This is a genomic window from Sporosarcina jiandibaonis (assembly GCF_013184495.1).
Taxonomy (GTDB): Bacteria; Bacillota; Bacilli; order Bacillales_A; family Planococcaceae; genus Sporosarcina; species Sporosarcina jiandibaonis.
Genome location: NZ_JAAOIY010000005.1, coordinates 16,789 through 37,682, shown reverse-complemented (window position 1 = coordinate 37,682; position 20,894 = coordinate 16,789). Strand labels below are relative to the sequence as shown.

At 41.0% G+C, this 20,894-nt stretch carries 21 protein-coding genes; 6 read left to right on the top strand and 15 right to left on the bottom strand.

From position 1 onward, the window contains the following. Positions 1 to 9: 9 nt before the first annotated feature. Complete coding sequence (locus G8782_RS13035; RefSeq protein ID WP_246231681.1) at positions 10 to 582, bottom strand: thermonuclease family protein; 573 nt, start codon at positions 580 to 582, stop codon at positions 10 to 12. Positions 583 to 773: 191 nt separating this feature from the next. Here G8782_RS13035 and G8782_RS13030 point away from each other — a divergent pair, with 191 nt between their 5' ends. The 3 genes from G8782_RS13030 to G8782_RS13020 are packed head-to-tail and all read left to right on the top strand — an operon-like array spanning position 774 to position 4,843. Then, the gene (locus G8782_RS13030; protein ID WP_172371909.1) at positions 774 to 2,123 is read left to right on the top strand and encodes a sigma 54-interacting transcriptional regulator; all 1,350 of its coding nucleotides are present in this window, start codon (positions 774 to 776) and stop codon (positions 2,121 to 2,123) included. Positions 2,124 to 2,136: 13 nt separating this feature from the next. Continuing rightward, positions 2,137 to 3,456 carry an aspartate aminotransferase family protein gene (locus tag G8782_RS13025; protein WP_172371901.1) on the top strand — a complete coding sequence of 440 codons (1,320 nt, stop codon included), beginning with the start codon at positions 2,137 to 2,139 and terminating at the stop codon, positions 3,454 to 3,456. A 13-nt stretch (positions 3,457 to 3,469) separates the two neighbouring features. After that, positions 3,470 to 4,843, top strand: a complete 1,374-nt coding sequence (locus G8782_RS13020) for a YjiH family protein (RefSeq protein WP_172371899.1) — start codon at positions 3,470 to 3,472, stop codon at positions 4,841 to 4,843. 45 nt (positions 4,844 to 4,888) lie between these two features. On the opposite strand, the gene cydC is transcribed toward G8782_RS13020, so the two are convergent. The 9 genes from cydC to G8782_RS12980 form a co-directional block, all read right to left on the bottom strand. Continuing rightward, positions 4,889 to 6,610, bottom strand: coding sequence for a thiol reductant ABC exporter subunit CydC (cydC, locus tag G8782_RS13015; protein WP_172371897.1), 1,722 nt, complete (start codon positions 6,608 to 6,610; stop codon positions 4,889 to 4,891). After that, positions 6,607 to 8,343 carry a thiol reductant ABC exporter subunit CydD gene (gene cydD / locus G8782_RS13010; RefSeq protein ID WP_172371882.1) on the bottom strand — a complete coding sequence of 579 codons (1,737 nt, stop codon included), beginning with the start codon at positions 8,341 to 8,343 and terminating at the stop codon, positions 6,607 to 6,609. The genes cydC and cydD overlap by 4 nt, the downstream gene beginning before the upstream one ends. Beyond that, positions 8,343 to 9,365, bottom strand: coding sequence for a cytochrome d ubiquinol oxidase subunit II (cydB, locus tag G8782_RS13005; RefSeq protein ID WP_172371872.1), 1,023 nt, complete (start codon positions 9,363 to 9,365; stop codon positions 8,343 to 8,345). The genes cydD and cydB overlap by 1 nt, the downstream gene beginning before the upstream one ends. Next, positions 9,343 to 10,746 carry a cytochrome ubiquinol oxidase subunit I gene (locus G8782_RS13000; protein WP_172371870.1) on the bottom strand — a complete coding sequence of 468 codons (1,404 nt, stop codon included), beginning with the start codon at positions 10,744 to 10,746 and terminating at the stop codon, positions 9,343 to 9,345. Before G8782_RS13000 ends, cydB begins: the two co-directional genes overlap by 23 nt. A 297-nt stretch (positions 10,747 to 11,043) precedes the next feature. Then, the gene (locus G8782_RS18530) at positions 11,044 to 11,187 is read right to left on the bottom strand and encodes a hypothetical protein (protein WP_246231680.1); all 144 of its coding nucleotides are present in this window, start codon (positions 11,185 to 11,187) and stop codon (positions 11,044 to 11,046) included. Continuing rightward, positions 11,187 to 11,747 (bottom strand): ZIP family metal transporter, encoded by a 561-nt coding sequence (locus tag G8782_RS12995; protein WP_246231679.1) that lies wholly within the window; start codon positions 11,745 to 11,747, stop codon positions 11,187 to 11,189. Before G8782_RS12995 ends, G8782_RS18530 begins: the two co-directional genes overlap by 1 nt. Positions 11,748 to 11,806: 59 nt before the next feature. Further along, the gene (crcB, locus tag G8782_RS12990; RefSeq protein ID WP_172371868.1) at positions 11,807 to 12,163 is read right to left on the bottom strand and encodes a fluoride efflux transporter CrcB; all 357 of its coding nucleotides are present in this window, start codon (positions 12,161 to 12,163) and stop codon (positions 11,807 to 11,809) included. Then, positions 12,160 to 12,537, bottom strand: coding sequence for a fluoride efflux transporter FluC (locus tag G8782_RS12985; protein ID WP_172371866.1), 378 nt, complete (start codon positions 12,535 to 12,537; stop codon positions 12,160 to 12,162). The genes crcB and G8782_RS12985 overlap by 4 nt, the downstream gene beginning before the upstream one ends. Further along, positions 12,534 to 14,696 (bottom strand): ATP-dependent helicase, encoded by a 2,163-nt coding sequence (locus tag G8782_RS12980; protein ID WP_172371864.1) that lies wholly within the window; start codon positions 14,694 to 14,696, stop codon positions 12,534 to 12,536. Before G8782_RS12980 ends, G8782_RS12985 begins: the two co-directional genes overlap by 4 nt. 167 nt (positions 14,697 to 14,863) lie before the next feature. On the opposite strand from G8782_RS12980, the gene G8782_RS12975 reads away from it, so the two are divergent. Then, positions 14,864 to 15,346 (top strand): flavodoxin domain-containing protein, encoded by a 483-nt coding sequence (locus G8782_RS12975; RefSeq protein WP_172371862.1) that lies wholly within the window; start codon positions 14,864 to 14,866, stop codon positions 15,344 to 15,346. A 194-nt stretch (positions 15,347 to 15,540) separates the two neighbouring features. Here the strand turns inward: G8782_RS12975 and G8782_RS12970 are convergent, their stop codons facing one another. Continuing rightward, positions 15,541 to 16,686, bottom strand: coding sequence for a baeRF3 domain-containing protein (locus tag G8782_RS12970; protein WP_172371860.1), 1,146 nt, complete (start codon positions 16,684 to 16,686; stop codon positions 15,541 to 15,543). A 206-nt stretch (positions 16,687 to 16,892) separates the two neighbouring features. Between G8782_RS12970 and G8782_RS12965 the strand changes: the two genes are divergently transcribed. Beyond that, positions 16,893 to 17,042 (top strand): hypothetical protein, encoded by a 150-nt coding sequence (locus G8782_RS12965; RefSeq protein WP_172371858.1) that lies wholly within the window; start codon positions 16,893 to 16,895, stop codon positions 17,040 to 17,042. Positions 17,043 to 17,132: 90 nt separating this feature from the next. Here the strand turns inward: G8782_RS12965 and G8782_RS12960 are convergent, their stop codons facing one another. The 3 genes from G8782_RS12960 to G8782_RS12950 all read right to left on the bottom strand — a co-directional run bounded on the left by G8782_RS12960 (position 17,133) and on the right by G8782_RS12950 (position 18,739). Next, positions 17,133 to 17,321 (bottom strand): hypothetical protein, encoded by a 189-nt coding sequence (locus tag G8782_RS12960; protein WP_172371856.1) that lies wholly within the window; start codon positions 17,319 to 17,321, stop codon positions 17,133 to 17,135. Positions 17,322 to 17,404: 83 nt separating this feature from the next. After that, positions 17,405 to 17,932 (bottom strand): signal peptidase I, encoded by a 528-nt coding sequence (gene lepB / locus G8782_RS12955; protein WP_172371854.1) that lies wholly within the window; start codon positions 17,930 to 17,932, stop codon positions 17,405 to 17,407. An 18-nt stretch (positions 17,933 to 17,950) separates the two neighbouring features. Beyond that, on the bottom strand, positions 17,951 to 18,739 hold the full coding sequence (locus tag G8782_RS12950) for an alpha/beta hydrolase (protein WP_172371852.1): 789 nt from the start codon (positions 18,737 to 18,739) through the stop codon (positions 17,951 to 17,953). 114 nt (positions 18,740 to 18,853) lie between these two features. Between G8782_RS12950 and G8782_RS12945 the strand changes: the two genes are divergently transcribed. Next, a complete protein-coding gene (locus G8782_RS12945) occupies positions 18,854 to 19,366 on the top strand; it encodes a gamma carbonic anhydrase (protein ID WP_172371850.1) in 513 nt (170 codons plus the stop codon). A gap of 98 nt (positions 19,367 to 19,464) precedes the next feature. On the opposite strand, the gene metK is transcribed toward G8782_RS12945, so the two are convergent. Next, positions 19,465 to 20,661 carry a methionine adenosyltransferase gene (gene metK, locus G8782_RS12940; RefSeq protein WP_172371848.1) on the bottom strand — a complete coding sequence of 399 codons (1,197 nt, stop codon included), beginning with the start codon at positions 20,659 to 20,661 and terminating at the stop codon, positions 19,465 to 19,467. Positions 20,662 to 20,894: the final 233 nt, after the last annotated feature.

Genomic DNA, 20,894 nt, shown 5'->3' with positions numbered 1-20,894 from the left:
AAGGAAACTTCAATTATTAAACCCGCGATTCGTTACATAATCCTCGATCGACCAAATGCCGATTCCCGTATTTTGCGCTTTCTTTTCAGCGGCTTTATACGGATCGAGATGTTTTGTGTTCGGTGGATAAATGTAAGCAACCCGCGCTAATCCTTCTTCGACGAGTTTCTGCTGAACACTTTGCCCGTCTATGTACACATACGCAAGCAATCGCCCGTACTTGTCCTCTCGTTCCCCGATATCAAATTCAATTTCCAGTTTCCCGCTCTTTAGCAGTTCGTCATTCCGCTTTGCCGCTTCTTCCGAGAATGGTTGTTTTCCTTGTTGTTTGTGGTTTAATTCGGGCGTATCGATTAATAAATAACGCAAATTTTGTTCTTTCCCGTTATATAGAATTTTAATCGTATCGCCGTCGATCGTCCTCACCAACTCCACTGGAATAAAACCTGTCCTATCTACATCAGGCTCTTCATCAAGTGAGAAAAACATAAATACCCCAACTGCTATAAGCGCGATGAGTGTCGAGAAACCTGACTTACCTTTCCATCTTGTTGTCACTCGTCGTTGTCCGTTGTTTTTCATCAGTTTCATCCTTTTAAACATGTAAATTATATCCTTTATAGTAACAGTTAAATTAGCAAATTCATATAAACCCACCTTCATTTTAATTTTAGAAATATTTTAAAATCGTGATTGCATTCTGGTATTCAGTAATGTATAGTTTATTCAAATTAGAATAATAATTCACTTTTGAATTAGATAGGGGCGATTGTGTGACTGGTTTTTATTTGCACCCGAATTCAGAACAAGAAATTATCGATACAACAGAAGAAGATATCATTGTTACGAATCGTAAAGGAATTATCGTTAAAGCTTCAAAAATTAGTGGTAAACATTATGATATCGACCCTATTCAATTACTTGGCAGGTCTGTTTACGAATTAGAAAAAGAAGGTATATTTTCTCCTGCGATAACACCGCTTGTACTAGAAAAACAAAAGAAAGTCGTCCTTGTCCAGGCTACTCCCGGTGGACAAAAAGTGCTCATTACGGGGATTCCAGTCTTCAATGAATCACATGAAATCGAATATGTCATTAGTTATTCTTACGAAGTTTCTGAGCTGCTCATTATTCAAGATTATTTAAAAGAACTTGAACATGAAATGAGGATAGCGAAAGAAGAACTCGTCTTACTAAGGAAGAAAAATCTGAAGATTGATGGGTTAGTTGTTGAGAACCGTTCAACGCGCCGTGCGTATGAAAGCGCCGGGAAAGCCGCCCCGCTCGATGTTTCCGTCGTAATTTACGGTGAACACGGTACCGGAAAAACGACGTTGGCAAAACATATCCATAAAGATAGCCCGAGAAGCGACCGTTCTTTCATCACTGTCGATTGCGAGACGATCCCTGAGGCTTTATTTGAACAGAAATTACTGGGCATCAAGAATGAAAAAATCGGCATGTTATCACTCGCCCACAAAGGAACGCTTTTCTTGAAGGGCGTTGATAAGCTTGCCCCGCATCTGCAAGCGATTCTAGCCCGGGTTCTTCAAGAGAAAAAATATTCGCCTTTATACGCGACTGAAGAGATGCCCCTCGATGTCCGTGTCATTAGTTCATCAGAAGTTCATTTGAATGAAATTCCATCATTTCAAAAAGACTTATTTTACATGCTTCAAATTGTTCCAATTGAATTAAAGCCGCTTCGCGAGCGAAAACAAGATTTAAGCTATTTAATAACTAGTTATTTACAGCAATTTTCATTGAAACATAAGAAGGAGTGCTCATTACGTGATGATGTATACCATCATTTACTAGATTTAAATTGGTTTGACAATCATCACGAACTGATGAATGTGATTGAACGACTCGTTGTTCAAAGCACGTCCCCTATAATAACAATGGACGATTTGCCGATTGAATACCGACTGCCTGCAGAACACGGAAGTTACAACATAGAATTAGAAGGTAGCTCTCTTCCAATCATATTAGAACGAGTCGAAAAAGAAGTCTTGATCAATGCACAAGAACGTTATCGAACCACGACAGAAATCGCAAAATATCTAGGCATCAGCCAACCCACTGTCGTCCGAAAACTGCAAAAATACGGGGAAGAAAATTAAGGGGGATTTATCAATGACAAAGCAAATAGAAGAAAAAAATGACTGGATTCACATGGTCGATCATATCGGAAATTACTTAGCGCCGAGCATGGCAAAAGATCATCCGAACTTGCCTGTCTTGAAAGCCGAAGGGTGTTATTACTATGGCGTCGATGGAAAGAAATATTTAGATTTCACATCAGGTATCGCAGTGGAAAATGTCGGCCACCGTCACCCGAAAGTCGTTCAAGCAATTAAAGATAGCGCAGATCATCTCATACACGGCCCTTCTGGCGTTATCATCTATGAGTCAATTTTAAAGTTAGCAGCCGAACTGCAAAAAATATTGCCGCCTAAACTAGATAACTTCTTTTTCGCCAATAGTGGAACTGAAGCGATTGAAGGTGCGCTGAAACTTGCAAAATATACGACAAAACGCCCTTATGTCGTGTCGTTCACGGGTTGTTTTCACGGTCGATCCATTGGTGCGTTAAGTGTCACAACCTCAAAAAGTGCTTATCGGAAACATCTACAACCGACTTGGCTAACCTATCAATTGCCGTATGCCCTTCCTGAAGATTTACCAGAAGGCGCGGATCCTGAGGTTTTCTTTCCTGAAAAACTGGAACGAGATGTAAAAAAACTTTTTAATCATCAAGTATCGCCCGAGGAAGTCGCTTGCATGATTATCGAACCTGTACTCGGTGAAGGCGGCTATATTATTCCTCCGAAGGCATGGTTGAAAAAGATTCGCGAGATTTGCGACCGCCACGGCATTTTACTCATCTTCGATGAAGTTCAAACCGGGTTTGGACGGACCGGCAATTGGTTCGCGGCACAAACCTTTGATGTGGCGCCAGATATTATGGCAGTGGCAAAAGGGATTGCGGCTGGGCTTCCATTAAGCGCAACGATTGCTTCCAAAGAATTGATGGATCAGTGGCCGCTCGGTTCACACGGGACAACTTTCGGCGGCAATCCGATTGCTTGCTCTGCGGCACTCGCTTCACTTGAAGTGATGAAAGAAGAAAACTTACTGCAAAATGCAACTAAAATGGGCGAATATGCAATGAAACGCTTGCGCACCATGCAAGAAAATTATCCAATCATTCGAGAAGTACGTGGCGTCGGCCTCATGATTGGCATAGAGCTCGGAAATCCTGAAACTGGCGAACCGGACGGGAAAGCTGTAATGGAAGTCTTGGATGGTTGTCTCGAAGGCGGCGTGCTCTTCTATTTATGCGGAAACTCTGGGGAAGTGATCCGTATGATTCCTCCGCTAACGGTTTCAAAAAGCCAAATTGATGACGGATTAGACGTTCTTGAAAAGGTCTTACAGACATATGGAAACTAAAGGGGGAAATTAAATGACGACAGTAAAAGGCACAGAAACGGTAAAAGTCAAAAGCTTAAACGTATGGAAGTTTCTTATTCCATCATTACTAGGTGTGTTGCTATTTCTCGTTCCGATTAAAGTTAATGGGGAAATTACAATCGGGATCGGCGTGCTCGCATCATCTCTGCTTACAACATTTGAAAATCAAATACCCGCGTTTCTAGTTATTATGTTAGGTGTGACTGTTTTCTTCACTTTATACGCAGTCCTATTAAAGCCGAAGTTCATTATGAATCAACCATTCTTCAAGTCTGTTTTTTACACAGGTCCTTTCGGGATCACGATGCGCGTTATTGGATTCTTAGTAGGGGTCATGGCATTTTACAGTATCGGACCAGAATTTATTTCATCCAGAAATACAGGCGGTGTTGTGCTCTATGATTTAGCGCCCGTCCTCCTTACGTGGTTTTTATTTGCAGGAATCTTATTGCCGCTTCTCGTGGAATTCGGATTAATGGAATTCGTCGGCTCGCTGTTGCAAAAAGTCATGCGTCCCCTATTCACGCTGCCAGGTCGTTCATCAATTGATACGATGGCTTCATGGATGGGAGCGGGAACAGTTGGCGTGCTTGTGACAATGAAACAATACGATCAAGGATACTACACGAAACGTGAAGCTGCCGTCATTGCAACAACTTTTTCAATCGCATCTGTCGCCTTCTCTCTTGTCATTGCACAAGTGATCGGGATCGGTCATCTATTTATTCCGTTTTATTTAACAGTTTCAGTCGCTAGTATTGTGGCAGCTATTATTATGCCGCGTATTCCCCCACTATCGCGAAAGGCTGATACCTATTACGAACCCGTCGGACAGCAAATCGATGAAATCATCCCAGAAGGGGTATCTGCATTACAATGGGGCTGGCAACAAGCGCTTGAAACAGCAAACAAAGGAAAAAGTCCGAAAAGGCTTTTACAAGACGGCGTTGAAACCGTACTAGACATTTGGCTCGGGCTTATCCCGCTCGTCATGAGCTTAGGCGCTATTGCACTTATTCTCGCTGAATTCACGCCTGTATTCCAGATTATGTCCTACCCGATTGTTCCGCTTCTTGAATGGATGCGCATTCCTGAAGCAGCGGACGCAGCCCCTACTATGCTCGTCGGTTTTGCGGATATGTTCTTGCCCGCGGTCATCGGAAGCGGGCTTGAAAGCGAATTAACCAAGTTCATTGTCGCGGCCCTATCATTAACGCAACTCGTATACATGTCTGAAATCGGAATCTTGATCCTGCGTTCAAATATTCCGGTCAGTTTCTTAGATTTATTCGTCATTTTCATCCAACGTACAATTATTACACTACCAATTATCGTGATAATCGCACACTTTATTATTTTCAGGTAAAAAGAGTGTTAAATGAGATGATTTCTACTCATTTAACACTCCTTTTTATTCGCCTCTATCCATTTCATACAAAGCACGGTATTTTGAAGATGTGGCAAGCAACTCTTCGTGATTTCCTTGCAGGGCAATATTCCCGTCTTCTAGAAAGATGATTTCATCCATCTGTTCAACTCCCGCTAAATGATGCGTCACCCAAATGACTGTTTTTTCTTTTGATGCGGTGAACATCGTTTGCAGAAGGTCGTTTTCTGTTTTCGGATCAAGACCGATTGTTGGTTCATCGAAAATAATAATCGGGGTTTGTTGTAAAAGGACGCGAGCAAATGCAATTCGTTGTCGCTCGCCGCCTGAAAACCGGTGCCCCATTTCTTCCATCGGGGTTTGAAGTCCCAAGGGAATGGAAGCTACTAACTTCGTTAATTGGGCTTGACCCACGACTGAAGCAACTTCTGTATCGGTTGCTTCAGGTCGTCCAATGCGAATATTATTTTCAACCGTCGTATTGAAAAGATGCGATTTTTGATTCAAGATTGAAATCGATGTTGCAAGCAGATTTTGATTTGCTTGTTCACCAGCGATTAAAACATTTCCTGTTGTCGGTTGAAGGGCTCCGGTTAATAGTTTTAATAATGTTGATTTCCCCGTTCCGCTTCGACCTAAGACCGCAATTTTCTTCCCAGCATCTACAGTTAGCGAAAGGTTGTGAATGACGTTTTCACTGCTTTCAGGATAACGATAAGATACATTTCTGAGTTCAATTGCAACTCCACCATCCTGCCTCAAATCTTGCACATTTTTAAATCGTGCTTCGGCTGGAATTTCCGCATTTTCAATTTCCGTTAACCGTCGTAAAGAATCTTCATAAGCCGGGAGTCGTTCAACGGCTTCAGAAGTAGGTGATAGTGCATCCGTAATCGCCAACATCATCAATGTGAATGCAGCAATCAGAGTCGGCTCTAGCTGTCCTGCATTCACCTGATTTCCAGTCCAACTGATCATTATCATGACAGCGATTCCGATACAAAATTGAATCATCCCGCTTCGAATATGTTGCCAACGCTTCAGTTTCTTTTCAGTTTCTAGCAAGTCATGTTCATCATTTTTATAATTTGTTAAAAACGACGCAACTCTCCCGCTCGCAATCCAATCAGATAAACCGAAGACAGCATCTGTTAATTGTTCATATAATTTCTTGCGTCCTTTTTTTAATGCAATAAATTTACGACGCGTCACCTTCAAAGAAATAAATGGAATGAAAAACACGATGACAGCTAACACAAGCGCCATCAGAACTGCAAAAACCCAATCAAATAAACCTAGTACACCGATGAATACACCGTAAATAAACAGCGACAATACGCTCGGAAAAACAGTTCTTAAATAAAAATCTTGCAGATGCTCAATGTCCTCCGACAACACGCTTAATAAATCGCCTGTTTTATAGCGAGATTGGAAAAATATAGCCTGTGGTCGTAACACACCATAAAGCCGCGTGCGCATTTTCTCTAGCACTCGTAAAATGACGTCATGGCCAACTAAACGTTCTAAGTACCGCATGACTGCTTGACTAATACTAAATGCGCGAACCGCGACGATGGGAACGTATACAATCATAATATTTTCGGGGCGAAGCGCTGATCTCGAGATTAAATAGCCTGATAGGAACAACAACATTGCACTCGATCCAATGCCGAGAACACCAAGCAATACTGTAAGCAACATGCGTCCCTTATGCTCTTTCACATAAGGTCTAATCCAAGTATTCACAGCGCTCCTCCCCTTCCCGTATTATGTCTAATTAGTTCTTTATACGAATGTTCACGGTTCAGCAGTTCTTTATGAGTACCGTTAGCAACGAGATGTCCATTTTTCAATACAATTAGATGATCCATTTCTTTCATCCAATGAATACGGTGAGTCGCAAGAAAGACTAGCTTGCCTTCAAAAAGACGAAGCATCGATTGTTTAAGTTTATATTCTGTTTCGATGTCAAGGTGGGCAGTCGGTTCATCGAGAATTATAATCGGACGCTTACTTAATAATGCGCGCGCCATGGCAATTCGTTGTTCTTGACCGCCACTTAATGGTCGCCCGCCTTCACCGATTTGTTCATCCAACTTATTGGGCAACTGAGAGATAAGCGAGTCGAGTCCGACCTCTTCAATAACCCGTTTGACTTCTTCCTCAGTTGCAGTCGGTTCGTAAAAGCGAATATTTTCTTTAATGGAAGTCGGGAAAATATAAGGATGTTGCGGGATATAAGCAATCTGCGTTGTCCAATCCGGTCGCATGAGCGAAGTCGTTTGCTCTTCATTCACTTCAATCGTTCCACTTGCAGGCTGCAAGAAACCTGCAATAATATCGATGAATGTTGACTTTCCGGCGCCAGATTCTCCTACAATCCCAATGATTCCGTTTCCTTCCCATGAAAAATGCAGGCTGTTTAAAATCGGTTCATTTTCGTCGTCTTTATTAACCGTTAATTCGTGAAATACAATCTTACTTGTTGGCCCCCATTCAATGGCAGATTGAATGACGGGTTTCTCTGTAAATTCTTGTTCTTGAATAATCGCCTCGACTTGCTCTAATGCAATTTGTCCATCTAACGTCGCATGATAATCTGTTCCAACTTGCCGGATCGGCAAAAAATATTCAGGTGCCAAAACGAGTATCGTTAAAGCAGGCAACAGCATCGCCGCTCCTTCAATGAGACGAAAACCGAGACTGACTGCGACAAAAGCGATGGACAAACTCGTAAAGAAATCGAGCGCAAAGGAAGATAGAAATGCAATGCGCAGTGTTTTCATCGTTGCTTTGCGATATCTTTTACTGACACTTGCGATTTTCCCTTCGTGCTCCTCGCTCTTTCCTAAATAGGTTAATGTTTCTAACCCCTTTAACGTATCGATAAAATGATTCGATAAAACACGATACGTCTTATATTGAGCATCCGCCGTTTTCTGCGCGGCCATTCCGAGTAAAATCATGAATATGATGATAATGGGAACTGTCGCAATTAAAATGACGGATGAGGTTTTATCGAGGGTGAATATATAAATCGCTAAAACCGCCGGGATAATAAATGTTCGAATCATCCGCGGTATTGTTATTTCCAAGTAAGTTTTTATTTGGTCAATGCCTTCAATTGCGAGCGTGACGAGTCTACCTGTCCCGTTGACTTGCGCAAATCGCGGACCGAGTTTAAAATATGCGCTGGTCAGTTGTTCACGCAATGCTTTTGTCGTCCGAACCGCGAAACGTTCCGCGAGCAGTTGTTGAACATGCGACAGAACGTGACGCATCACGAAAAACAACATAAATAGCAATAACTCTTGCACGATTGCAGAAACAGCCGACCCTTGGAATAAAAACGTGACACTCCGTGCAAGAAAGATTGCTTGAAGGATGATCGCGCTCGCTTCGATTACAATGAATATCGTTAACAACACGTAAAGTGAACGGCTACCAGGATAGGATGGAAGTCCTTTTTTTCTCTCCATCAGTATTCCAACTGGTCCTTACCCTTAAGGCGTTCACGAAATACGTAATAGCTCCATCCTTGGTAAGCTAATACGAATGGTATAAGCGTTAACGATATATAGCTCATCACTTTTAGCGAATAGTCACCAGAAGAAGCATTGTAGACTGTTAAATCATTCGCTGCTCCGAGCGTACTAATCATGACGCGAGGGAACAGTCCAATAAATACACTTGCTGTTAATGCAATGATTGTGATTGTTGTCATTAAGAAAGACAGACCGTTTCTTTGTTGTTTATTAAAAACACCTGAGAGAAGTAACGCCCCCCAAGCCAAAACTGGAAGTGCGATCCAACCGGGTCCATGTGCTGTGAATATATCCGTTTTCCAAAGTCCGATTGCCGCAAAAACCAGTAAAGATATTAATGCCACAGGTGTGAATTTGGCTGAGGCCACACGCGCACGCTGTTGCAACTCCCCTACTGTACGAAGCGTAATGAATTGCAACCCATGAACGATACAAAGCAGCGTAAACATCACGCCGCCGAGTAATGCAAATGGATGGAGCAACTGTAAAAACCCGCCAAGCATTTCTTTATTTTCATCAATGGGAACCCCTGTCATGAAATTCGTCAATGCCACGCCCCAAAGGAATGGAGGAACTACACTTCCGAAGAATAGCGCTCCATCCCACACCTTTTTCCATAGGGGGTTATCGACCTTCCCTCTAAACTCGAAAGCCACCCCTCGTAAAATTAACGCGAGCAGCATAAAGACAAAAGCGATATAAAAACCGCTGAAAAACGTTGCATACCAATGCGGAAAAGCCGCAAACATCGCAGCCCCTGCCGAGATGAGCCATACTTCATTGGCATCCCAGAAAGGGCCGATAGAATTTAGATAAACGCGCTTTTCATAATCATCCCACCCTAGAAATCTTGCAACTGTTCCAACGCCGAAATCGAATCCTTCTAGGACAAAAAATAATGTGAACATAAAAGCAATCAGTAAAAACCATAACTCACTTAGTTGCAATCTCGACATCCTCCTTATCGAATGGATCAACCGAAGCAACCTGGGCGGCTTCTTCTTGACTGGCATCTTTCTTAATTGTTCTGACGAATAAATAAATCGCCACCCCAGCCAAAATCGCATACAACGTTGAAAATGAAATCAGAGAAAACAGCACTTGTCCTGCTGTTACATTTGGAGATACGGAATCCTCTGTTTTCATCACGCCGAAGACGACCCAAGGCTGACGCCCCATTTCTGTCATTAGCCAACCGACTGAGTTCGCAATAAATGGTAACGAGATAGCAAACACCATGACTTTCATAAATAATGGTTTTGTCTCGAGTTTGTTTTTGCGCGATATATACCAACCGTATGCTCCAAGGAGAACCATAATTGTGCCGGTGAAGACCATTGTGCGGAAACTCCAAAAGACTGTACGAACAGGTGGAATGTAGTTTCCGGGTCCGTATTTTTCTTCATAATGGGCTTGGATTGTATTCATCCCTTCAACTTGTCCGCTAAATTTATTGAACGACAAAATACTTAACATATACGGAATTTGTATTTCATTTGTCGTCGTTTTCTCCTCAGGGTTTATTTTAGCCACGACTGTAAACGGTGCAGGGTCCGTGCTGTCTTCCCATAACGCTTCTGCAGCTGCCATTTTCATAGGTTGCGCCGTCATCAAATGAAGCGCTTGTTGATGACCGACGAGAAGAACGACAACAGTTGATAGCGTTGCGATCACAATTGAAATGCGAAAAGACTTTTTGAACATATCTATTTGTTGTTTCTTGCGGATTTTCCACGCACTAACACCCGCTACGAAAAAAGCACCCGTTGCGAACGCTGAAAATAAGACATGCGGGAATTGCACCCATAATTGCGGATTTTTTAATAATGCAAAGAAATCATTCATTTGTGCGCGGCCTTCAAAGAACTCGAATCCGACCGGGTGATGCATGAATGAATTTGCTGTTAATATCCAAAACGCGGATAGGACCGTTCCAAATAGAACGAGCCAAATTGATAGTAAATGAATTCGCTTCGGTAATCGATTCCATCCGAATACCCATAATCCGATGAACGTTGACTCCATAAAGAAAGCGAGCAATCCTTCGATCGCTAGTGATGGACCGAAAACATCACCAACGAATCGGGAATACGTTGACCAGTTCATGCCGAATTGGAATTCCTGCAAGATTCCGGTCACTACACCAACCGCGAAATTGATGAGAAACAGCGTCCCGAAAAATTTCGTTAACTTTCTATACTGCTCATTACCCGTCCGATAATATATTGTTTGCATGATCGCAATGGTTAATGCTAGACCAATCGACATCGGAACGAAAATATAGTGAAATAATGTTGTAGAAGCAAATTGAATTCTTGCTAATATGAGAGGATCCATGTCGCATTCACTCCTTTTAAACATCGCTGACAATAGTATTTCTCAATAATAAATAAATGATATTTTTTCAATACACACCTAATTTTACATTGTATATATGCACTAACTATGAAGTTTATATGCCAGAGTATTGACTAATCAGTCTCGATTCTTTGTCCAAAGTTTGGCGAAATTATGTCTTTAATCATATTCTGACAAAACAATCAGCAAGGTTTTTCCGATAGATTTATAAAAACACAAAAAAGCCATTATGAATTTCACCCATTACAGGTGAGATTCATAAGGCTTTTTCTATCCTTATAAATAAAGCAAATAAGCGCCGATCAAGAAAAATGAAATGATAGCGACCAGGAGGCTATAGGCATTTGAAGAATGTTTTATCGATTCCGGCAAAATTTCTTTCACCGCCACCATATAAATCGTTCCAACAGTCAAACTCATCAAGAATGCCCATAAAATGGTGTTTTGCGTGCCAAGCATTTCTCCGATGATTGCCCCAAAAGCAACTGGTACCGCAACAATAAAAGACAGTAGAAATAAGGATATAGACGAAATCCAGTAATAAACAATAACGTAAATAAGACCATGCCTTCGGGAATATTGTGCAAGATTAGCGTTTGCAGTAATGATCTACTTAAGTCTGATTCTACGTTCGTTCCTAAAATTATACCGATTGGAAAATTATGAAACGTGATAATGACCGTTAGCAGTAAACCACTCTTCAAATCAGGCCGCTTGTGAAGTCGGATTTCCAACATAGCATGAATAAACCTAAATAAGAATACACCAACGATAAATCCTGATGACAATACAATCCAATTCCCCAATTCGATCGCTTCCGGCGCAATCCCAAAACTTATCAAGCCCAAAATCAATCCAGCACATACAGCATAAACCGTGCCCAAGCTCTTCTTAAATCCATTTATAACATGCGAAAGGACTCCACCAATTCCTACACCGAAAAAAGTAGCTATAAATCCAATAAACCAAACATGGCCCAATCCATCATCCTTCGATTATGTGTCACTAGTTTTTTATGTGAAGGAAGAGCGGTTTATGATTAGTTGGAACTTAAATAATATCCAAGCACAGCAAGAATAATCCCGCCGCCAAAAGTAATCAGAACGTAAAGAATCGCTTGACTACCTTTCCTCCTACGCCTTAACTCGATAATTTCTTTGATCAACGTAGAAAACGTCGTCAACGCCCCTGCTAGCCCAGAAGCCAAGAACAGCGTCCAAATTCGAGACAAATCAGAACCAAAAACAAAACCTATTAATAAAGAACCTGCCAAATTCACATGCAATGTCCCTGAAGGAAAACGCCCGATTTCATTCATCTTCTTGGAAATGAAATACCGAGTGACAGCACCTAGAAATCCGCCTAATCCAATCATCATCATATCAAGAAGACTCATTCCGCCACCTTCTTTTGACCGAAATGAAATCCGAGCAAGCCAACTGCAAGTCCACCAATGATGCTAAGGATAATGTATAGAGCGCCCATGACAAGCTCTCCATTTTCAATAAGCAGAACAGTCTCCATACTCAACGCTGAAAACGTCGTGAACGAACCGAGAAAACCAGTTGTGATGGCATCTTGAAAATGTGTGGCAGCGCTAATCTTTCGAACAACACCTGTAACCAAAAAACACAATAAAAATGTGCCAATCATATTAACCGAAAACGTAGCAATCGGAAATCCAGTTTCATGCGGGATTAGCACTCCAATGCCGGTCCGCAATAATGCACCTAGTGCTCCCGCAATTCCAATCCATATATACGTCTTCATAATGCGGCCTTTTCAAGAAGCCCTAGCGACAAAATCGTATCCAGATCAAATCGCTTTTCCATTTTCTTGAACTGGATTGATATTTCCTGATCTTTTAGGTCATTTATTTCTCCGTGACCAAATACCCGATGTTTGACCTTCATTCCGACAGTCAGTTCTTTGCTCGTTTGAATTCCATTCGGGTTAACCGGAACTTTGAAATTGATTTTATTCGACACTTGAACCGATTTCGTATCGACGGTCAATTCTTTTGGCTTTAGTAACAATCTTCGCACTTCATACAGAAAACGGGAGTCTTCTTCAGATTTCCCATTATCTTCTCGGTAAGTCAGAAGTTCAAGGCGTTCTTTTGCCCGCGTCATGCCGACATAAAAAAGCCTCCTAGCCTCTTCCATAGCGGCTTCGCTGCCCTCATCATCCTCCGACGGAATAATGCCTTTCACCAAATCAATCATGAACACGCGTCTGAATTCAAGTCCCTTGGAACTGTGAAATGTCGATAACGTCACTGCATTTTCAGGCGGATTGAATTTTGCATTTTGCACTGCGGTTTCCAGTTCCTTTAATTGGTTTGCAAATTCCACCATCGTTCGAAGCGGCGCAGCAATTCCTTCAAGCGTATCGAGAATACTCAGAAGACTATCGAATCTAAAACCAAACTTTTCTGCTCTGCTTTTCAAGGCGGCTTCATATCCAAGGTCGTTTCGAATGAGTTGAATAACACGCATTGGACGCATCTCCGGGATTACTTGATAACCCTTTTTATAATCTTCGAGTTTTTTTATTTGATCGTTCCTTAAGTCTACACTCCGAATAAACGCTTCAAATACATTCCCAGACGTTTTACTATTTTCAAATTTGGTCACCATACTTCGCGAAATAAACAAATTCATTTTCAATATGACTTTCGCGAAAATATCCTTCCGTTCTGTATTGAAACTTAAACGCATGAAATTCAATATATCCTCCACAATCCAATGCGAGAAAAACCTATCATCCGCATCTTTCATATAAAAAGGAATTCCTCTGCGATGCAGTTCACTCACAAACATCGTCGACGATGAATTATTTCGAAATAAGATGGCGACATCATTGAGTTCTTTCTCTCCCAATAATTCGTACGTGACATATTCAAGTTGCCGTTTTGGATCATCCAATTGTTTCACTGAAATCGGCTGTGCAGATGGATTTTCAGTATGCATTTCTTTCGGATAGCGATTCTTATTTCTTTTAATAAATTCAGCAGATGTCTCCACGATTTCTTTCGTTGAACGATAATTTCTTTCCATCATCAAAACTTTTGCGTCGGGATAAACTTTTTTAAATTCTAAAAGATAATCAGGATCAGCGCCTCGCCAAGTGTAGATAGATTGGTCATCGTCCGCCACCACGCAAAGATTTCCGTGAGGCGCTACAAGATGCTCAACAATCTGGTGTTGTACGAGCGAGGTGTCTTGGCTTTCATCCGTTAGCACATAATCGTATTTATTTCGAAACTGTGCGGCCAGCTCATCGTCTACACGAAGCGCCTCTTCCGCAATAACTAACATATCGTCGAAGTCCAAGAATAGATGTCCCGGTTGTTTCGCTTTAAACTTTTCATATTTCTGGGCAATGGCCCCGGCTTTCTCAACCGGTCCCTTTAACTCGCTCCATTTATCCATTGGAATCATACGATTTTTCAAGTAACTAATATATGTAGAAAGTGATGAAAATTGATCATCTGTACACTCTTCTTTCAGCACTTCCTTATAAATATTCTTCAGTAAAAATAATTTATTAACAGCACGCGATTCTCTGTTGCCTTCTATAAGTTCATACGTCAATTTCTGCTTATCCAAATAACGACGCGTAATTTGTAACGCGAGACTATGAATCGTCGAGAAATCGACTCGTTTACTTTGCGGGAAAAAACGCGCGAACCGCTCCGTCATATCTGCCGCAGAAGCGCGGCTGAATGTGATGGCTTTAATGCGTCTCGGATCCACATTTTTCTCTTCAATCAAATACCCGATTCGCATGATAATGGTCGTTGTTTTTCCTGAACCAGGACAGGCCAAAAGAAGTGTCGGCCCTTCTGTTTGCAATACGGCTTTCTTTTGTATGTCATTTAATTCAATGCCAAGTTCAATCTTTTTTCGTTCAAAAAAATCAGTCATGAATGTAACTCCTTCAACTTACGATGTCTCTAATTTACCATATCGCAAGCTGAATGTAGAGATAGCAAGAACTCAAAAATTTTATATTCTTGATTGGCATCAAGGATTTATAACGTTTTTCTACTTATACTAATTGAAAGGAATCCTTTCGATGAGGAGTGGTTGTGATGAAAAAAATACTGATTCTGCATACAAGCTTGACTGGAAATACAGAACAAATCGCTTATTTGTTAAAAACACAATTGGATGACGGGCGATTCGATATCACGACGAAGGATATCGGTTATGAAAATATTGAGGTAAATGATCTACAGGATTTTGACGGAATTCTAGTCGGAACGTATACGTATGATGACGGAAATTTGCCTTATGAGATTGAAGATTTTCACAACGAGTTGGATAATGTTGATTTAACTAATAAAATCGTCGGTGTTTTTGGGTCCGGTGATAGGTCATATTCATTTTTTTGCAATGCGGTTAATTTATTTAAAGAGCAATTTAAAAAAACAAACGCCACTGTACTCGAGCATACAGTGAAAGTAGAACTTTATCCTGAAGAAGATGAGGATTTAGAATCGATTCGTATATTGGGCCAACTATTTGCCGATGCCTTAATGTGCGGAAACGATCACATTCCTGAATTGAGATGACATTATTATTGATTGCGACGACATTTTAATGGATTGAGACCACATTCCTGAAGTGATATGACACTATTATTGATTGCGACGTCATTTATGGTTTGGATTTCTTCGGATATATGTCCAAATATACGGATATCCTCACCTCAGTAAATAAAAAGGTCGAATTCCCGCTTAATGAGAATCCGACCATTGTTTATTACTTAATACCTGTATATCGCGGCGGCACCCGTAGTTGAAGGCATTCGCTCTTTTGGTAAAACGACAACTTCTCCGCTATTGTTAAATACCATTTCTGCTAAATCGTCAAGAACATCATTAACTTCAGGATTCGCAATCTTTCCATCCACTAAATCGCCAGTTTCTATGTCCAAACTGCCGGGAATGATCCGATCCGCTTCAATCAGAATCTTACTTATCCGATTTTCCGTCGCTACACGTACAATTTGAGCAATGTCATCAGAGCCCTTGTCATTTGCTCGTGCATTTTCAAATTCGTCAACTAGTTTTTTTGTTTTTGCTAATAATTGCGGTTCGATTTTTTCCCATGCACTATCTTCTAATTGTTTAATGGATAATGCATCGTAAGCAATTTTAATGCCTTCTTTTTCCAACAATGGATTATGACTGATTCGTTGGAAAGGCGTATGATATTCATCCAAAGCGACTAAAAAAAGCGGTAAGTTCGTTGGTTTTGAATAGTTTTCTAAAACAGTTCGATCGACGAACCTGAAGAATCGTTCAATGTCTTTATCAATTTCATCTTTTTTACTTCCATGACCATGAAACATTGCTTGGCCGCCAGATCCGCTAACTGCTCCAACGCTCAGGTAAGATTCCGTTAGCTCTTCTCCTAACGCGTCTTCAATTGTACGGGGGAGCTCTGGATCTAACTCAACCTCTTCAAATCCATAGCGATTTCCTTCAAATAATGTAAATTCTTTTCTGTTTAGTCCCAATAAGTGATAACGGTCTGCGGATTGGAATGTCCGAATTAGCGGTTTGATATGAAAGCTATCCGCAACAACAGCAAATTCTTTTACAGACCGTTGAAGTCGATAAACGATACACTTTTCACTGTTAGCAAATACCGCAACTCCATCACCGGCATGTTCCCAAAACGGTTTATCCATCAACAGTGCTTCAAATGGTTTTAATAAAGTTTCTGCTTCTTTTTTCGAGTACTTCTGATTTAATGATTGTTCAATTTCTTTCATAAGGTTAGAAAATCGAATCGTGTTCTGCTGATTTTCAGGTCCGTGGCGAAATGTAGGTTGGTACAATGAAATACATGGTTTCGCCTCTGTTTTAAATAATTCATTCGGAAAGTCATTTACAATTTCATACATACGATTTCCCTCCATTTTCAAACTTGCAAACACAAACAGGAAACAAACTGGACTCACTTTTTTATGAGTTTCATAAGTTTCCTGTCGCATCGCCTCTCTACTTCAATACCCCACTTTCATTATTCATAACAAATGAAATTCATTTGTTTATGAAATTAATCGGCGGGGTATTAAATAAGCAATAGACATTGAGGAGATGTTTTACAATGGAAGAAAAAAAGAATATCGAAGTTAAACGAGAAGAAAAAACCGACAATAGCCTTGTCGGCGCTACATTCATCAAATATGCTGCGTACATCATTATCTTTTTCGGATTCCTTTGGTTCTTGATCAAGTTCATATTCCCGATGTTCTAAATATCCTAAAAGAACAAGCTCCCCATAGCTTGTTCTTTTTTATTCAAAAAAAGCCTATTGCATATCATATATGCAATAGGCTATCGATATTTAAAATCCACCAGATTCCAGCTTGTCTTCTTTCAACGAACCTCGTTTTTTTCCGCCGCCCATATACTCTGTTGAAGCGACTTCGTTGGTCATTCGTTCTTCGTGTGAAAATTCTTCGCCCTTCATTTTCGTGTTTTTCAACACATCTAGGCTATCTTTAGGCTGTGGCTTTTTTCCTTGATTCGACACTACCATCACTCCTTCACATAATTGCATCTAGTGAAAGTATACCCAATCGACTCGAATGAATAACCAATACTCCATCGATTCGATTATTTTGGTATGCCGATATCCGTTAAAGGATAAAACCGAAATGCCACTTTCCCAACGATCAGTTTTTCATCGATAAACCCAAGCTCCCGACTATCTTTGCTATACCTTCGATTATCTCCAAGTACAAATAACTTTCCCTTGGGAACAACAACTTCGAAATCCTCCGTTAATCTTTCACCGATGAAAATCTCCTCTTTATGTGAAGAAAGATAGTCTTCGGTATATTTTCGTTTATTTATATACAAATTATCGTTATCCATTACGACGTGATCTCCAGGAAGTCCAATCACCCGTTTGATAAGATTATCATCAGCAATCGGCGAATGAAACACAACCATGTCAAAACGATTAATCGAATGGATTTTCGAAATCACGATTATATTGTCATTTTCAAATGTCGGTGTCATCGATTCTCCAGATACAATAACAGGTGTAAATAGAAATTGCCGAATAAGGACGACCAGGATAAGTGCAATGCCTGCTGATTTCACCCATGAAAAAAGTTCTTTCTTGCCCGCTTCACTCATTTTATCTCCACCTTATCTTCAGACAATATAGCCTAGTGATCGCAGAGCACTGTGCATGAAAGATTCGGTGTATAAAAACACTTCTTCCTGCTCTGGCTCTTGGTAAATATCATGGTATAGTTTTGGCCATTCTTTATATTGAAATTCTGTAAGCTGTTGTTTCATAAGCCAAATTTTCGAGGCTGTGATGTCCGTAATTTTGTCTTGTCCGCCTGTGTGCAGCAAGACCGGCACATTTCGGATTGTTCCTTCATGCTGATTGACAGTCTTCATATAACTTTGCAACTCTTTATACCATCCTGCGGTTACCATCGAACTGAAATTATTATCATCACGTGCTTCGATATAAAATTCATAATTCCTTGTTAGTAACTCAACATTTATATTATGATTGATTTTCATAGAAGATGACAGTTTCGTTAGAACACCTGCGTATTTTGAAGGTTGATGCTCAAGTTGCAACCACGGGGAACTTAAAATCACGCCCGCGCAAATGATTTCCTCCGTTTGCAAAGCACGCATAACAAGCGTGGCACCAAGACCATGCCCCATAATGAATAACGGAAGTCCATCGACAATCCCGATTTTCAGAAGTTCTTTGACATACTCAGTGTATGTAGCAAACTTTTCATCGTGAATATTACGACCAGTTTGTGCCCCGTGTCCTGGTAAATCGCCCATGACAACATGAAAATTACTATTTCGCAGTTTTTGAATAAGCCAAGCATATCGATTATGATGTTCATAAGCACCGTGCACGATTGCAACAACGGCTTTTGGCTGGCCTTCTGCTTCCCATTTCCACATGGACAAATCCCCCTTTTTTGTTATACTCTATTAATTTCCCCTAATATTTCTCAATAAAAACATGTTCTTTGTTATGATGATTATACACTACAGAAAGAAAAGAGGAGAAAATATTTGATTTACCCTTATAAAGATAAAACGCCAATTATCGATCCGTCCGTTTTCATCGCAGATTATGCGACAATTACGGGGGATGTGACAATCGGCGCTGAGACAAGCGTATGGTTCAACACTGTGATTCGCGGCGATGTATCACCCGTTATCATCGGAAAGAAAGTTAGTATCCAAGATTTAAGTTGCCTTCACCAAAGTCCAAAATTTCCACTGATTATCGAAGACGAAGTAACAATAGGACACCAAGTAACGCTACATAGTTGCACCGTAAGAAAAGGTGCACTGATCGGCATGGGCTCAATTATTTTGGACGGAGCAGAAATCGGCGAAGGCGCGTTCATCGGAGCTGGCAGTTTAGTGCCGCCAGGAAAGAAGATTCCCCCAAACATGTTAGCACTCGGCTCCCCTGCAAAAATTGTCCGCGAATTAAATGACGAAGACCGCGCTGATATGGAACGCGTGGTTAAAGAATATGTAGAAAAAGGACAATATTATAAGAGTTTGCAGAAATAGATAAAGCTAAACTTAGGGAGAAAGATAATTCCTTCTTGCATCACCGTTATATCTAAAAAGCGTTAGAAGGGGAATATTCCTCTTCTAACGCTTTTATTTTATTTGGAAGCTAGTTCTTTCAATGCTTCAGCTTTGTCCGTTTTTTCCCACGGAAGATCAATATCCGTACGGCCAAAGTGACCATAAGCAGCTGTTTGTTTGTAAATCGGGCGACGAAGGTCGAGCATTTTAATAATGCCGGCCGGACGAAGGTCGAATAGCTCACGAACAACTTCGACAAGCTTGCTCTCTTCTACAGTGCTTGTTCCGAATGTATTGATCGAAATCGATACGGGTTGTGCAACACCGATCGCATAAGCAAGTTGAACTTCACAACTCTCCGCAAGACCTGCTGCAACGATGTTTTTCGCAACATAACGTGCTGCGTATGATGCGGAACGGTCTACTTTCGTCGGATCTTTCCCAGAGAATGCTCCCCCGCCGTGACGTGCATATCCGCCATATGTATCGACAATAATTTTACGTCCTGTCAGTCCAGCATCACCTTGTGGACCACCAATAACAAAACGTCCAGTTGGGTTGATGAAGTATTTAGTATCTTCATCGATTAATTCAGCTGGCACGACTGGTTCAATCACGTATTTTTTTATGTCTCGCTGAATTTCTTCAAGCGCTACTTCTGGATCATGTTGAGTGGAGATAACGATTGTGTCAATTCGTAACGGTTTATTGTCTTCATCATATTCTACAGTGACTTGCGTCTTTCCATCTGGACGCAAATACGGAAGAATGTCTTCTTTTCGTACTCTTGCCAACTCTTTTGAAAGCTTATGTGACATACTAATCGGAAGCGGCATGAGTTCCGGTGTTTCATTGCAAGCAAATCCGAACATTAGTCCTTGATCTCCTGCTCCGATTGCCTCGATATCCTCTTCAGACATTGAACCTTCCCGAGCCTCAAGCGCTTGGTCGACACCTGCTGCGATATCTGCCGACTGTTCGTCAATCGCAGTCAAAACTGCTGACGTTTCCCAATCAAAACCGAATTTCGCACGGGTATAACCTATTTCTTTTACTGTTTCTCGAACTACTTTTGGAATATCAACATATGTCGATGTCGTTATTTCACCGGCAACAAGAACGAGTCCTGTCGTGATGGTCGTTTCACATGCGACACGTGCATTTGGATCTTCTTCTAAAATCGCATCCAGAATGGCATCAGAAATCTGATCGCACATTTTATCCGGATGTCCCTCTGTCACTGATTCTGACGTAAACAGACGGCGGTTTGTCATATTATTTCCTCCTTATATCCTACGAGATTGATACGGTACTCATTTTCCCATGTCAAGCCCCAATTCATACAGGGGAATGGTTTTAATCACCATTACGAGCTTTGCACACGAGGATAAAGGGTAAAAGTTTAATCAATTACGCCTCGGCGTAATTGCGTCCAAATTTTGAATTGCGCTAGCGCAATCAATCCCTCAAAATTTATGACATCCGCCGGAGGCTTAACTTGAATCAA

What these genes read in the sequence shown, in the direction of transcription:
- cydD (WP_172371882.1), bottom strand. Translation starts at nt 8,343, where the DNA reads ATGGAGAGAAAAAAAGGACTTCCATCCTATCCTGGTAGCCGTTCACTT.
- crcB (WP_172371868.1), bottom strand. Translation starts at nt 12,163, where the DNA reads ATGAGTCTTCTTGATATGATGATGATTGGATTAGGCGGATTTCTAGGT.
- G8782_RS12950 (WP_172371852.1), bottom strand. Translation starts at nt 18,739, where the DNA reads ATGTGGAAATGGGAAGCAGAAGGCCAGCCAAAAGCCGTTGTTGCAATC.
- metK (WP_172371848.1), bottom strand. Translation starts at nt 20,661, where the DNA reads ATGACAAACCGCCGTCTGTTTACGTCAGAATCAGTGACAGAGGGACAT.
- G8782_RS13025 (WP_172371901.1), top strand. Translation starts at nt 2,137, where the DNA reads ATGACAAAGCAAATAGAAGAAAAAAATGACTGGATTCACATGGTCGAT.
- G8782_RS12985 (WP_172371866.1), bottom strand. Translation starts at nt 12,537, where the DNA reads ATGAAGACGTATATATGGATTGGAATTGCGGGAGCACTAGGTGCATTA.
- cydB (WP_172371872.1), bottom strand. Translation starts at nt 9,365, where the DNA reads ATGTCGAGATTGCAACTAAGTGAGTTATGGTTTTTACTGATTGCTTTT.
- G8782_RS13000 (WP_172371870.1), bottom strand. Translation starts at nt 10,746, where the DNA reads ATGGATCCTCTCATATTAGCAAGAATTCAATTTGCTTCTACAACATTA.
- G8782_RS13020 (WP_172371899.1), top strand. Translation starts at nt 3,470, where the DNA reads ATGACGACAGTAAAAGGCACAGAAACGGTAAAAGTCAAAAGCTTAAAC.
- lepB (WP_172371854.1), bottom strand. Translation starts at nt 17,932, where the DNA reads ATGAGTGAAGCGGGCAAGAAAGAACTTTTTTCATGGGTGAAATCAGCA.
- G8782_RS12975 (WP_172371862.1), top strand. Translation starts at nt 14,864, where the DNA reads ATGAAAAAAATACTGATTCTGCATACAAGCTTGACTGGAAATACAGAA.
- G8782_RS18530 (WP_246231680.1), bottom strand. Translation starts at nt 11,187, where the DNA reads ATGAGTTTGACTGTTGGAACGATTTATATGGTGGCGGTGAAAGAAATT.
- G8782_RS12965 (WP_172371858.1), top strand. Translation starts at nt 16,893, where the DNA reads ATGGAAGAAAAAAAGAATATCGAAGTTAAACGAGAAGAAAAAACCGAC.
- G8782_RS12970 (WP_172371860.1), bottom strand. Translation starts at nt 16,686, where the DNA reads ATGTATGAAATTGTAAATGACTTTCCGAATGAATTATTTAAAACAGAG.
- G8782_RS13035 (WP_246231681.1), bottom strand. Translation starts at nt 582, where the DNA reads ATGAAAAACAACGGACAACGACGAGTGACAACAAGATGGAAAGGTAAG.
- G8782_RS12980 (WP_172371864.1), bottom strand. Translation starts at nt 14,696, where the DNA reads ATGACTGATTTTTTTGAACGAAAAAAGATTGAACTTGGCATTGAATTA.